At 70.9% G+C, this 12,279-nt stretch carries 12 protein-coding genes; 5 read left to right on the plus strand and 7 right to left on the minus strand.

Going from position 1 to position 12,279, the window contains the following annotated elements:
* The first annotated feature begins 8 nt into the window (after positions 1-8).
* Genes FFG40_RS05205 through FFG40_RS05220 form a run of 4 tightly spaced genes read left to right on the plus strand, consistent with a single transcriptional unit; the run spans position 9 to position 4,833 of the window.
* The gene (locus FFG40_RS05205; protein WP_027464906.1) at positions 9-950 is read left to right on the plus strand and encodes an ABC transporter permease; all 942 of its coding nucleotides are present in this window, start codon (positions 9-11) and stop codon (positions 948-950) included.
* Positions 947-2,743, plus strand: coding sequence for an ABC transporter ATP-binding protein (locus FFG40_RS05210; RefSeq protein ID WP_027464905.1), 1,797 nt, complete (start codon positions 947-949; stop codon positions 2,741-2,743). The genes FFG40_RS05205 and FFG40_RS05210 overlap by 4 nt, the downstream gene beginning before the upstream one ends.
* Positions 2,740-3,612 carry an alpha/beta fold hydrolase gene (locus FFG40_RS05215; RefSeq protein WP_138802472.1) on the plus strand — a complete coding sequence of 291 codons (873 nt, stop codon included), beginning with the start codon at positions 2,740-2,742 and terminating at the stop codon, positions 3,610-3,612. Before FFG40_RS05210 ends, FFG40_RS05215 begins: the two co-directional genes overlap by 4 nt.
* A 24-nt stretch (positions 3,613-3,636) precedes the next feature.
* On the plus strand, positions 3,637-4,833 hold the full coding sequence (locus FFG40_RS05220; RefSeq protein ID WP_138802473.1) for a glycoside hydrolase family 1 protein: 1,197 nt from the start codon (positions 3,637-3,639) through the stop codon (positions 4,831-4,833).
* Positions 4,834-4,940: 107 nt separating this feature from the next.
* On the opposite strand, the gene FFG40_RS05225 is transcribed toward FFG40_RS05220, so the two are convergent.
* The 7 genes from FFG40_RS05225 to FFG40_RS05255 are packed head-to-tail and all read right to left on the minus strand — an operon-like array spanning position 4,941 to position 11,672.
* Entirely contained in the window at positions 4,941-6,128 is a 1,188-nt protein-coding gene (locus FFG40_RS05225) for an ankyrin repeat domain-containing protein (RefSeq protein ID WP_138802474.1), read from the minus strand.
* Positions 6,110-7,408: an O-antigen ligase family protein gene (locus FFG40_RS05230; protein ID WP_138802475.1), complete on the minus strand. Its 1,299-nt coding sequence runs from the start codon at positions 7,406-7,408 to the stop codon at positions 6,110-6,112. The genes FFG40_RS05225 and FFG40_RS05230 overlap by 19 nt, the downstream gene beginning before the upstream one ends.
* Positions 7,409-7,410: 2 nt before the next feature.
* Entirely contained in the window at positions 7,411-8,721 is a 1,311-nt protein-coding gene (locus FFG40_RS05235) for a lipopolysaccharide biosynthesis protein (RefSeq protein ID WP_138802476.1), read from the minus strand.
* Entirely contained in the window at positions 8,718-9,596 is an 879-nt protein-coding gene (locus tag FFG40_RS05240) for a hypothetical protein (RefSeq protein ID WP_138802477.1), read from the minus strand. The genes FFG40_RS05235 and FFG40_RS05240 overlap by 4 nt, the downstream gene beginning before the upstream one ends.
* Complete coding sequence (locus FFG40_RS05245; RefSeq protein WP_138802478.1) at positions 9,593-10,117, minus strand: glycosyltransferase; 525 nt, start codon at positions 10,115-10,117, stop codon at positions 9,593-9,595. Before FFG40_RS05245 ends, FFG40_RS05240 begins: the two co-directional genes overlap by 4 nt.
* Entirely contained in the window at positions 10,114-10,569 is a 456-nt protein-coding gene (locus FFG40_RS05250) for a polysaccharide biosynthesis protein (protein ID WP_138802479.1), read from the minus strand. Before FFG40_RS05250 ends, FFG40_RS05245 begins: the two co-directional genes overlap by 4 nt.
* Positions 10,566-11,672, minus strand: a complete 1,107-nt coding sequence (locus FFG40_RS05255) for a glycosyltransferase (protein WP_138802480.1) — start codon at positions 11,670-11,672, stop codon at positions 10,566-10,568. Before FFG40_RS05255 ends, FFG40_RS05250 begins: the two co-directional genes overlap by 4 nt.
* Before the next feature lie 57 nt (positions 11,673-11,729).
* Here FFG40_RS05255 and FFG40_RS05260 point away from each other — a divergent pair, with 57 nt between their 5' ends.
* Positions 11,730-12,269 (plus strand): DapH/DapD/GlmU-related protein, encoded by a 540-nt coding sequence (locus FFG40_RS05260; RefSeq protein ID WP_138802481.1) that lies wholly within the window; start codon positions 11,730-11,732, stop codon positions 12,267-12,269.
* Positions 12,270-12,279 lie beyond the last annotated feature (10 nt).

The raw sequence follows: 12,279 nt of genomic DNA on the forward strand, positions 1-12,279 counted from the left end.
GCACGTCGATGACCAACAACGCAACCATCGCCGTGCGAACGCAAGACACGGAAGAACAAGCAGCGCCGTCCAAGTGGCGCGCCGCGGCCCGCCAGTTCGGCGTCGTCTGGTCGAACAAGAAGGCCCGGATCGGCATCATCATCCTCGGCGTCTTCGTGTTCGTCGCGGTCTTCGCCCCGCTCCTGGCCCCGTACGGCGCCAGCCAGAACGGCTTCGCCCGGTCTGCCGACGCGACGCCCGACCACTGGATGGGCACCACCGCCGCCGGCGAGGACGTCCTGTCCCAGATCATCTACGGCGCCCGCATCTCGGTCATGGTCGGCGCGGTCGCGGGCATCCTGTCCACGCTCGTCGCCGTCGCGATCGGCCTCAGCTGGGGCTACGTCCGCGGCTGGATCGCCGAGGTCATCGGGTTCATCGTGAACCTGTTCCTCGTCATCCCGGGGCTGCCCCTGATGATCGTCATCGCCGCCTACCTGCAGAACGGCGGCATCGCGGTGATCATCGCGGTCATCGTCGTGACCGGTTGGGCGTGGGGCGCTCGCGTGCTCCGCTCGCAGACGCAGTCGCTGCGCGGTCGGGACTTCGTCACCGCCGCCCAGTTCTCCGGTGATGGCGCGACCCGCATCGTGTTCCGCGAGATCCTGCCGAACATGACGAGCCTCATCGTCGGCAGCTTCTTCGGGGCCGCCACCAGCGCCATCCTCGCCGAAGCGGGCCTCGAGTTCCTCGGACTCGGCGACTCGTCGATCGTCAGCTGGGGCACGATCCTGTACTGGGCGCAGAACTCGAACGCGCTCCTCACCGGGCAGTGGATCCTGCTCTTCGCGCCGGGTCTCTGCATCGCGCTCCTCGCGATGAGCCTCACCCTGATCAACTTCGGCGTCGACGCCGTGTCCAACCCGCGGCTGCGCGACGGCGCACGGCCCCGTAAGGAGAAGCGCGCATGAGCGGCTTGCCAGAAACACACCCGGCAGACGGCCTGGAGGCGCCCACCGGCGCCGCCACGGGCCTCCAGTCCGACGGTGGTGCCGTCCAGGGCGACGCCTCCGTCCTGCTCGACGTCCGCGACCTGTCGGTCGTCTACGAGTCGGCCGGCCAGAGTGCCGTCCAGGCCGTCGACCACGTGTCGTTCCAGCTGCAGAAGGGCGAGTTCGTCGGCCTGGTCGGCGAGTCCGGTTCCGGCAAGTCGACCCTCGGCTACGCGCTGACCCGGCTGCAGAAGCCGCCGGCGCGCACGAACGGCGGCAGCATCGTCTTCGCGGGCAAGGACATCCGCGACCTCGACGACGAAGCCCTGCGCCAGCAGCGGCAGGGCGGCTTCGCCATGGTGCTGCAGTCCGGCATGAACGCGCTCAACCCGGTGCGCACCATCCGGAACCACTTCATCGACGTCTTCAAGGCGCACGGCCACGTGTCGCGCGACCGCTGGGACGCCCGGATGAAGGAGCTCATCGAGAAGGTGAAGCTGCCGACCTCGATGCTCGCCCGGTTCCCCGGGGAGCTCTCCGGCGGCATGCGGCAGCGCGTCTCCATCGCCCTGGCGCTCTCGCTCGAGCCGCAGCTCATGGTGTTCGACGAGCCGACGACGGCGCTCGACGTGCTCGTGCAGCACGCCGTGATGGACACCATCATCGAGCTGCAGCGCACCGAGGGCTTCACGGCGATCCTGATCAGCCACGACCTCGGCATCGTCCTCGAGGCCACCGAGCGCGTCCTCGTCATGCACGAGGGCCGGATCGTCGAGGACGGCGGCTCCCGCGAGATCCTCCGCGACCCGCAGGACGAGTACACGCAGATGCTCCTGTCGCACTACGCCGACCCCCGCGCCGAGGTGGTGTCGCTGCCGGGCTTCCCGGACCGCTCGCTCCGTGCCGAGGCCGGCGAGAAGCGGCAGGAGACGACCTCGTCGTTCAGCACCGTCGGCTCCCGCGAGCGCAGTGCCGCCCGCAACCCGATCGTCGTCGACCACATCGTGAAGACCTACCCGGCTCCCCGCCGCGGTGAGCAGCCGGTGCAGGCCGTGCGCGACGTGTCGTTCACCCTCGAGCCCGGGCAGTCGCTCGCCCTGGTCGGCCAGTCCGGATCGGGCAAGTCGACCATCGCGAAGCTGCTCACCGGCGTCGAGAAGCCGACCACCGGCACCGTCCGGTTCGGGGACCTCGACGTCGCCCGCCTCGGCAAGCGCGGCCTGCGGGACCTGCGCTCCGAGGTCCAGATGGTGTTCCAGGACCCGTACTCGGCGCTCAACCCGCTGCACACCGTCGAGTACACGCTGTCCCGGCCGATCGCGAACTACACCGGGCTGACCGGCCGCGACGCCCGGCGCCGGGTGCTCGAGCTGCTCGAGACGGTGGGGCTCACCCCCGTCGAGCAGTTCGCCCAGAAGCTCCCGCACCAGCTCTCCGGCGGGCAGCGGCAGCGCGTGGTGATCGCCCGGGCGCTCGCGAGCGACCCACAGGTGATCATCGCCGACGAGCCGGTGTCGATGCTCGACGTGACGCTGCGCGCCGGTGTGCTCGCGCTGCTCGAGGACCTCCGCGAGCAGTGGGGCGTCTCGCTCCTCTACATCACGCACGACCTGCTGAGTGCGCGGCTCATCACGGACGACATCATGGTGCTCCACGAGGGCGCCGTGGTCGAGCGGGGTCACACGGCCCAGGTGCTGCAGGACCCGCAGGACCCGTACACGATCGCCCTCCTCGACGCTGTCCCCAATCCGCGGAGGACCCTGCGCGCATGACGAACCTGCACGACTTCCCGACGGTCCCGCCGTTCGGGCACCTGCCCACCCCGGACGGCGTCGACGTCGTCGGGATCGACGTCCCGGTCGGTCGGCTGACGGCCTACCGGATCGTGCCCGAGGGGGTGTCGAAGGGCACCGTGCTCATCGTCCCCGGCTACACCGGCTCGAAGGAGGACTGGCGGACCTTCCTGCCCGTCCTCCGCGACGCCGGCTGGACCGCGGTCGCGATCAGCCGGCGCGGTCAGGCCGACTCGGCCGCACCGACCGAACCCCGCGACTACTCCCTCGACGAAGAAGCGGCCGACGTCGTCCGGGTCGCGCGCCTGCTCGACGACGGCGCCCCCGTGCACCTGGTCGGGCACTCGCTCGGCGGTGTCATCGTCCGGGCCGCCGCGATCCAGGACCCGACGGCGTTCCGCGACGTCGTGCAGTTCTGCTCCGGGCCGCACGGATGGCCGTACCGCAAGGTCGCCGAGCTGACGATCCTGCACGACACCGGCGGGAACCTCCGGCAGCTGTTCGACTCGACGAACCCGCTCTGGGCGTACCGGCCCGACGGCGAGCTGCCCGACGACGTCCGGATGGTGCGCGACCGCTTCGACGCGACGAGCCCGCTCAGCGTCGTCGCCGGTGGCCACATCCTCGAGGACCACACCGACGCCTCCGACGCCCTGCGCGCCACCGGCCTGCCGGTCCTCGTCGCCCACGGCGAGTGGGACAACGCCTGGCCGATCCCGTGGCAGCGGGCGATGGCCGAGCAGACCGGCGCCGAGTACGTCGTCATCCCCGCGAGCTACCACGGTCCCCAGGTCGAGAACCCGCTCGGGACGGTCGCCGTCTTCGACGCATTCCTGAGCCAGCACTGACTCGAACACGCACTGAAAGGCACGATCATCTCCACGCTGCAGTTCCCCGACGGCTTCCTCTGGGGTGCCGCCACCGCCGCCCACCAGATCGAGGGCAACAACGTCAACAGCAACTGGTGGGTGCACGAGCACGAACCGGACACCACCATCGTCGAGCCCTCGGGTGACGCGGCGGACAGCTACCACCGGTACCGCGAGGACATCCGCATCGCTGCCGAGCTCGGGCTGAACTCCTACCGGTTCAGCATCGAGTGGGCCCGCATCGAGCCCGAGCGCGGGTTCGTCAGCCGTGCCGAGGTCGACCACTACCGCCGCATGGTCGACGCCTGCCACGAGTTCGGCATCGAGCCGATCGTCACCCTCATGCACTTCACCGTGCCGCGCTGGTTCGAACGCGACGGCTTCTGGCGGGCACCCGACGCCGCCGACCTGTTCGCCCGCTACACCGAGGCCGCGCTCCCCGTGGTGCAGGACGGCGTCCGCTACGTCTGCACGATCAACGAACCGAACATCGCGGCCATGCTCGCCGGCGGCGAGGACGCGGCCAACCTGGTGGCCTTCGGCCTGCCGAACCCGGACCTGGGGGTCGCCGACGCCCTGCTGGCCAGCCACAAGCGGTCGCGAGAGGTGTTGTCACAGGTGTCGGGCCTCCAGTCAGGGTGGACCGTCGCGACCCAGGCCTTCACGTCCAACGGTGAGCCGGGCGCGGACGCGATGCTCCGCGAGTACGGGTACCCGCGCGACGACTGGTACCTCGAGAACGCCGCGGGCGACGACTTCCTCGGCGTGCAGGCTTACACCCGCACGTTCATCGGTCCGGACGGGCCCCTGCCCGTCGCGGACGACGTCGAGACGACCCTGACCGGCTGGGAGTTCTACCCCGAGGCCTCGGCCGACGGGCTCCGCAGCGCGTGGGAGCTCTCCGGCGGTGTCCCGCTGATGATCACCGAGAACGGCATCGCCACGGCCGACGACTCCCGCCGGCAGGTGTACACGCAGGGCGCGCTCGAGGGCATCCACCGCTGCATCGAGGACGGCATCGAGGTCCTCGGCTACCAGCACTGGTCGCTCCTGGACAACTACGAGTGGGCCTCCGGCTTCCGACCGACCTTCGGGTTGGTCGCGTGGGACCGCGAGACCTTCGAGCGCACGCCGAAGGACTCCGCCCGCTGGTACGGGAGGGTCGCGCAGGCGAACGCCCTCGAGTCGGTCGCCGTCTAGGACGGTCGACCCCGCAGGCGCGCGGCGGACGGGAGGCCCTGCTCCCGTCCGCCGCGCTTCGTCGTGTCCGGCACGGGTCGGCCCACGGGCCGTGGTGCGGACAGCGCTCAGGCGGCGGCGAGCAGGTCGGCGACGGCCGTCTCGCGGAGCAGCTCCGCGCGGTCCGCAGCGGTCGAGCCCTCGTCGTCGGCGGCGTCCCGGTCGACGTCGAGCGACAGCACGACGCGGACCGAGTCGAGGTCGCCGGAGTCGACGGCCGCGATCAGCAGCGTCGCGCCCCGTGACCCGCGCGCCCTGGTGTCCGCACCCGCGGCGGCGAGGGCACGCACGATCGCGGCGTGCCCGCCCCACGCAGCGCGGACGATCGGGGTGTTGCCGTCGCCGTCACGGGCCTCCAGGTCGGCGCCCGCTGCGACCAGCACGTCGACCGCCCGTCGCGCGTCGCGGTCGATCGCCAGCGTCAGCGGCGTCCGCCCCTCGGTGTCCTCCAGCTGCAGAGTCGCCCCGCGGCGCAGGAGTTCCTCGAGCATCTCGGGGTGGTCGAACCACGCGGCGGCGTGCAGCGGGGCGAAGCCCCAGCGAGGGTCGACGTCGTCGACGTCGCTCGCGTCATCGGCCAGGTGCAGCCCGCCGAGGTCGCCGTACGCCGCGGCCCGTACCACCTCGGTCGCCCACTCCACCCAACCGTCCGGCACCGGGCCGTGCCAGCCGCGTGCCGGGCGCGATTCGAGGCCGGAGTACACGGACTCGGCGACGCTCCGGATCGCCACCCGGACGCCCCGGAACCGGATCGCGACCTCACCGACGGGGGAGATCAGCAGGCGGAGTTCCCAGGCGTCGTGCTCGTTCAGGTACTCGAGCTCGCCCCGGGCGACGTGCGCGTCACCGGCGAGCAGTGCCGCGGCGTCGACACCCGGCGGGTCGATGACGGCGTCCCGCAGCCGGAGCGACACCCTGGCGTGGTTCCAGCGGCGCCACAGGCCGCTCGGGGTGTCGAGCACCTCGTCGTTGCGGACCACGATGTCGGCGTGCACGACGACCGGGTCCGGCACACCGTGCCCCGGCAGGTCGACGGGGGTCGTCACGTCGTCCTCGTCGGCGTCCGGGTCGACGACGGCGTCGGCGGACTCCACGACCCAGCGTTCGATCCGTGAGTCGGTCCACTTGACCGTCAGGAGCGCGGCGATCGTCGGCGGGGCGTCCTCGAGCAGCCGGGTCACGTGTTCGCGCTGGCCGTCGAAGTCCTCGAGGGAGACGTAGCCAACGGAGGGCCAGTTCACTCGACTCCATCGCACGGGACGACCCTACCCGGCAGTGGTCCGTCTCCCCGCGGCGGGGATGACTCGTGCGTTCGAGCGGCCAGCGCCTGGCCGCACAGTGCCAGCGCGAGCCAGAGCACGGTCGACGCGGCGGACATCGTCGCGAACCCGGAGTAGCAGAAGCCCAGGACGACGCCGGCCACCAGGGCGAGACGAGCACCGACCGGCGCGGATCCGTCGAGCGCGGGACGCAGCAGGACGAGCACGAACACCACCACCGGGACCAGCCCGAGGTCGAAGGCCAGGATCGCGAAGGAGTTCTCGAGGCTCGTGCGGAGGACCTCGCCCTTCAGCTGCCACGCTGCTCCCCACCCGCCACCGATGAACGTGTGGTCCCAGATGTGCTCGACCACGTACTGTGCTGCCGCCCCACGTGCAGAGGACGAGCTCCCGTCGTCACCCGTCACGCGCTCGACCAGTCCGCTGAGCATCGACGTCCGCAGGACCACGAACACCGCTGCGCAACCACTGATGACGATCGTCAGGACTGCGACGAAGGACCGTGTCGAGCGCGCGATGACCCAGACGGTCGCCACGACTGCGACGGCGGTCGGTGCCCGTGATGCCGTGAGGACGACCGTGCTCAGGAGCATCAGCGCGACGACCAGGCGGAGCGGTGCACGGTGGATGAACGAGGTCAGCGGGATCGCGACCGCAGCAGCGAACCCGAGGTCGAGCGGACTGTCCAGCGTCCCTCGCGGGCGGAACTGGGCGATCCCCGAGGTCCCCTGCCCACCGAGCAGTCCCCACGGCAGGTCGGACCGGAGGACGACCTGGACGACCACCACGGCCGCGACGAGGAGCATCACCGCGATGAAGACCACGGCCAGCCGGCGCAGGGTCCCGGGGACGGCCTGCTCACTCGTGCGCGCGACGAAGCAGAGCAGCATCGGGGCGAGGACGGCGTTGGCCAGCCCGAGGAGCGACGTCGGCCCGCTCCCGACGACGGCCTGCACCACGAGCAGGAACGCGACCACGACCAGACCGCCGTACCAACCGCGGCGCGGCGCCACCTCGGCGACCATGCTGTTCCACTGACCGCGGAGACCGAACACGCAGTACACGACGAGCAGGACCGTCGCCGGATGGAGCGCGGCGTTCCCCTCCCAGTTGCCGAGGAGGAGCCCTCCGGCGGTGGACGGGACGAGGAGGCGGAGCGCGACGACGGCGGACAGGACCACCACCGGCCGCGACTGCTGGGTCGCCACGACGACGAGACAGAACAGGACCCAGACGGCCAGTCGGAGGAGCTCCACGGTCACCCCCTCGCCAGGACTGGTCGGACGAGCCGGACGGCCAGGGCACCGACGCGGCGAACATCGGCGGGACCGACGGCGTAGAAGTCACGCATCCGCGCACCGGTGAGGCGAGCCGCCCAGCGCACGCTGCCGTTGCTCGAGAGCAGGTTGCCGATCAGTGCCGCCGTCGCCGCGCCCACCGCCCCCAGGACCGGGACGAGCACGACGAGGGCCACGACGTTCGCGATGCAGCCGATCGTGATGCTCATGCTGCGGAGCTCGGGACGCCCGCGAGCGGTCAGCGTGCTCCCCGCGATCGAACCGGGTACACCGATCACGACGGCGACGATCGAGACGGCCATGACGGGCACTGCGCCGGCGAAGGCCGCGCCGAACACGAACGGGACCCAGAACGGCGCAGTGCACCCGAGGGGCAGTGCGATCGCGACGGCGAGCACGGCCGCTGACCGAGCGACGCGGGGTACGCGGACGTCGTCCGCGTCAGCGGCGTCGTTGGAGAGCATGACCTCTCGGATCGCGTTGGTGACGATCACGGGGACCTCGGCCACGTTCACCGCCACGGCGTAGAGCCCGAGCTGCTCGGCGCTCGCCAGCGGGAGCACCAGGAGCTGGTCGAGCCGGACGAGCAACACCCCGGCGGCGGAGCCGAGCCAGCTGCGGAGCGAGAAGCCGAGCATCGACCGTGCGTGCACGACGGCTGCGGTGTCGCTCGGCGGGGTCGCGCGCGGCATGAACAGGTACACGACGCCGCCCGCGACGGGGGAGAACGCGATGAGGGCGACGGCCGAGGGGAGGTCGAGACGATCGATGCTGGCCAGCACCAGTGTGCCGACGATCTTGACGCTGGCAGCGGTGATGCGTTCCGCGGTCACGAAGCCCCACGCGTGACGACCGGCCGCACGGCCCCGGAGGAGCGCCACGAAGAGTGCGGGAGCGGTGGCGGCCGTCGCGACGGTCACGAGGGTGGTCAGATCGGCGGCGTCGGTCCCCACGATGAGCGGCGCTGCCACGGTCACGGCGGCCAGGGCAGCGATCCCGCCGACGGCGAGCAGCAGCCAGGCGAGCCACCACCCGGAACGTGCCACGCGACGGCCGGAGGCGATCGTCTGGGTCACGGCGTCGGGGATGCCGAACGTGCCGATCGACAGCGCGAGGAGGAACGGTGCCGTCACGGCGGCGAGTTCGCCTCGGCCGTCGACACCGAGCGAGTGCGCCAGGAACGGAGCCATGACGAAGGTCGCTGCCGGCGGGAAGACGTTCCCGACGACCAGCATGACCGTGCTCGCGGTGACCGGTCGGCGGGCGCTCACGGGGTGGTCTCGTCGCGCACGACCTGCAGCAGGTCGGGAGTCAACGTCGCCGCGATCTGCGCGTCGTTGCCCCCGTCCGTCCCGTTGCTCCGGGAGAGCGCCGACCGCTGTCCGCCGACGATCGTCTGCCAGACGCGGGGTGCGGTCTCGACCTGTGCGACGCGCACGCCGTTCGCGATCGCCCTCGCCGTCAACCAGACGTCGTCAGCGTGCGGCGCGGTCGCCCGGAACCCGTCACCGTCGTCGCGCAGTGCGTCGAGGAGCGCTGGCGGGTAGAGGACCCCGGACACACCGGTCAGGAACCACGCGTGCGACGGCGTCGTGCTCCGACAGGGCGGCCAGGTCATGTAGGGAGCCGGGGTCGAGTCCGCCGTCACGACGATGCGGTGGGCCCGGTGACAGTGGATGGTGTCCGGGGTGGTGGCGTGGGCGTCCAGCAGCGCTCGCAACCACGCGCGGCCGTACCGGATGTCGTCGTCCGCCGTGACGAGTGGGAGCGTGTGGTGGGCTTCGGACCGGACGTACGGCCACCACTTGCCGTGCGGACCGACCGGCTCGCCCACCCGGAGCTCGAGTCCACGCGCGATGAGCCGGCGGAGCGGACGGGAGCGCAGGGCACGCTCGCGATCGGCCTCGTCGTCGACCCAGAGGACGAGGCGCTGCGGCCGCACACTCCCGCTGACGATGGACTCGATCGCCAGTGACACCGACCGGAGTCGCCGGCCGTGCGAGGTGAGCGACACGACGACGGGTGCGGTCCCGGTCACCGGACGTGTCCGGACGGCGTAGCCCGCGGCACGGCAGAGCTGCGCCACGGAGACCAGTGCGGCGACCGTCGCACGTCGGACGAAGGACTTCCGAGGGGCGAGCGTCATGCGACGTTCCCGAGGACACGCCAGACATCGGTCCGGAAGCGTGCGGCGTTCTCGGCAGATCGATCGGCAGCCTGGCGGCACCGTCGCTGTCGGTCGGTGCAGTCCAGCTGGTCTTCCTCCGCGAGGGCCGTGGCGAGTCGTCCTGCGGTCTGGAGGTCGAGGGCGAGGCCAGCACGGTCGAGCTCCCGGGCGAAGAGGACCTGGTGGTCGTCGACGTGCTCGTCGAACGCGATCTGGCGGCCGAGGACGAGGGGCCAGGTGCCCGCCGCGAGCGCACCGAACACCGTGCCGGGGCTGCACTGACTGACGACCACGTCGGCCCAGGCGAGGTGTGCCTGCATGCTCGGGGCGTCGAAGTAGTCCGCAGCGGCACGGATGCTCGGGAGGGGGAGGCTCCACGAACCGACGCCGTACTGGACCACCCACTCGTCGTCCGGTCGGGCGAGGAGTGTCTGCTGGGCGGCGTCGAGGAGGCGCTGGAACGGCTGCTCGTGCGTCCCCACGGTGAGGAGGACCTTCATCGGCTGACCGCCACGCGTTCGCGCCGCGGGAACCCCGCGAGCTGGTCGTCCCACTGGGCGATGAAGCGGTCCGTCACCGGTCGGACCAGCTTCGCCGTGAGCGTGGGGTTGTCGATCCGGTCGACGCACTCGATGAAGACGGTGCGGGTCCGGAAGAACACCTTCCCCAACCAGAAGAAGGGGACAGCTGCGGCGGCACCGCTGCTGACGATCAGGTCGGGACGTTCCTGGCGCAGCGTCCGGGCGGCGATCACGAGGTTCCGGACGAGCGCGGTGATGCTCCGGTTGGTCGGCCAGTGCAGGCCGTACGTCCGGTGTCCGGCGACCTTGGCGAGGGCGTCGGGCTTCATGAACGTCGCGATCGCGACGTCGGTGCCGTCCGGTGCCGGGAGGAGCGCGAGCAGCTGGTCGAGATGACCACCGCTGCTGCAGACGAAGAGGATCTTGGTCATGCTGAGGCCTCCATGAGGTCGTGTGCGTGCCGCTCCCAGAGGGCAACGGCGTGGTCGAGCGTCACCGGTTCGATGTAGGTGTCGCAGTCGTCGAGACGGGGCCGCGATGCGTGCAGTCGCGCGTGCAGACGGGCTTGCAGGTCCGGCACGGAGCCGTTCTCGAAGAGTTCGAAGAGGTCGTCCCGCACCCCGAGCAGTGCCTGCATCTCCGACGGGCCGATGGAGTCCGCCGCGAGGACGGGGGTCCCCACTGCGAGCGCTTCGAGGAGGACGATCCCCCAGGCCTCGCTCCGAGCGCTGTGGACGAGGACGTCGGCTGCTGCGACGAAGGAGTACGGCTCAGCGTGAGCACCTTCGACGGACACCGTCACGAGCCCCTTCGGGTCGTGGTGCCGAGCCAGTTCCGCTGCGAGGGGTCCGGCGCCGACGACGCGCCAGTGCACCGGGACGCCGAGGCCTTCGAGGGCTGCGAGCGTGACGTCCAGTCCCTTGCGTCGGATGAGGCTGCCCACCGAGACGACGGTGAACGCAGCGTGGCGTTCGCGTGGGTTCGCTGCAGCGGCCGACCGGATCGCGACCGGGTCGACGGTGCTCGGGATGACGGCGGGTCGGTGGTCGAGTCCGTAGACCTCGGTCATGGAGTCGGCGACCGTGTGCGTGTTGGCGGAGAGGACCTGTCGAGCTCGGAAGACCGACCCGATCAGGTGTTGCTTGAGTCGACCGAAGCGGATGTACTCGGCGTGGTCGGTCGGGTCGAGGTCTTCGCAGTAGTTGAAGACGTGGTGGGCGACGGATCGGCGCCGGTCGATCATGGCGCACGCGAGGATCGACGACCAGAGCTTCACGACGACGAGCGATCGGGGCAGCGATCGGAGGACCGCGTGCAGCCGGCGCGCGACGTCGACGGTTGCCGCATGGCTCTCGATCCCGAGGACGTGGACGGAGACGTCCGGGCGCAGCAGCGTGACGAGGCCACCGCCGCCGGAGTGGAGGACCACGGTGACACGGTGGCCGTTCTCGGCGAGTCGGTTGGCGACGATGACCGTCTGGCGTTCCGCACCACCGAAGCGGAGGTGCGGTTGGACGAAGATGTAGGAGGCCACGGGGTCCTTCGGAATAAACTAGTATCTGATATGTAAACGCTACATGAGAGGCATGCCATGCGCAATCGAGTCCCGTTCCGCATCCCGCGACCCTGGGTGTTCGCAGTCGTGTCACGTGTCGCCGGCGGCGATGTGGCCGCCCGCCGACTGGGCCTCGAGGTCGGGACCGGCTGCCGCATTTACTCGTGCCGCGTCGCCTCGGAGTACTCGATGGTGTCCATCGGCAACGACACGACGATCTCCGTCGACGTGCTCTTCGTCACCCACGACGGCACCGGCTGGTTGTACCGGGACGAGCGCGGTCGTCGGTACCGGTACGCGCCGGTGAGCGTCGGCGACCGCTGCTTCATCGGAGCCCGGGCCACGCTCATGCCGGGGGTCCGCATCGGCTCCGACTCGGTGGTCGCTGCCGGGGCGGTCGTCACCAGGTCGGTTCCGGACGGCTCGATCGTCGGCGGTGTGCCCGCGAAGGTGATCGGTCGGACCAGCGACCTCATGGCGAAGATCGCGACCTGGCCGGCGGAGGACGACAAGCGCGGTCGAACCGCTGCGGAACGGATCGCGTCGATCGCCGAGGGCCACCAGCCCCTGGGGTGACGACCCGTTG

This window comes from Curtobacterium sp. KBS0715, assembly GCF_005938005.2.
GTDB lineage: Bacteria > Actinomycetota > Actinomycetes > Actinomycetales > Microbacteriaceae > Curtobacterium > Curtobacterium flaccumfaciens.

Coding starts and splice junctions, on each gene's coding strand:
- FFG40_RS05205 (WP_027464906.1), top strand. CDS start 9: ATGACCAACAACGCAACCATCGCCGTGCGAACGCAAGACACGGAAGAA.
- FFG40_RS05210 (WP_027464905.1), top strand. CDS start 947: ATGAGCGGCTTGCCAGAAACACACCCGGCAGACGGCCTGGAGGCGCCC.
- FFG40_RS05215 (WP_138802472.1), top strand. CDS start 2,740: ATGACGAACCTGCACGACTTCCCGACGGTCCCGCCGTTCGGGCACCTG.
- FFG40_RS05240 (WP_138802477.1), bottom strand. CDS start 9,596: ATGACGCTCGCCCCTCGGAAGTCCTTCGTCCGACGTGCGACGGTCGCC.
- FFG40_RS05245 (WP_138802478.1), bottom strand. CDS start 10,117: ATGAAGGTCCTCCTCACCGTGGGGACGCACGAGCAGCCGTTCCAGCGC.
- FFG40_RS05250 (WP_138802479.1), bottom strand. CDS start 10,569: ATGACCAAGATCCTCTTCGTCTGCAGCAGCGGTGGTCATCTCGACCAG.
- FFG40_RS05260 (WP_138802481.1), top strand. CDS start 11,730: ATGCGCAATCGAGTCCCGTTCCGCATCCCGCGACCCTGGGTGTTCGCA.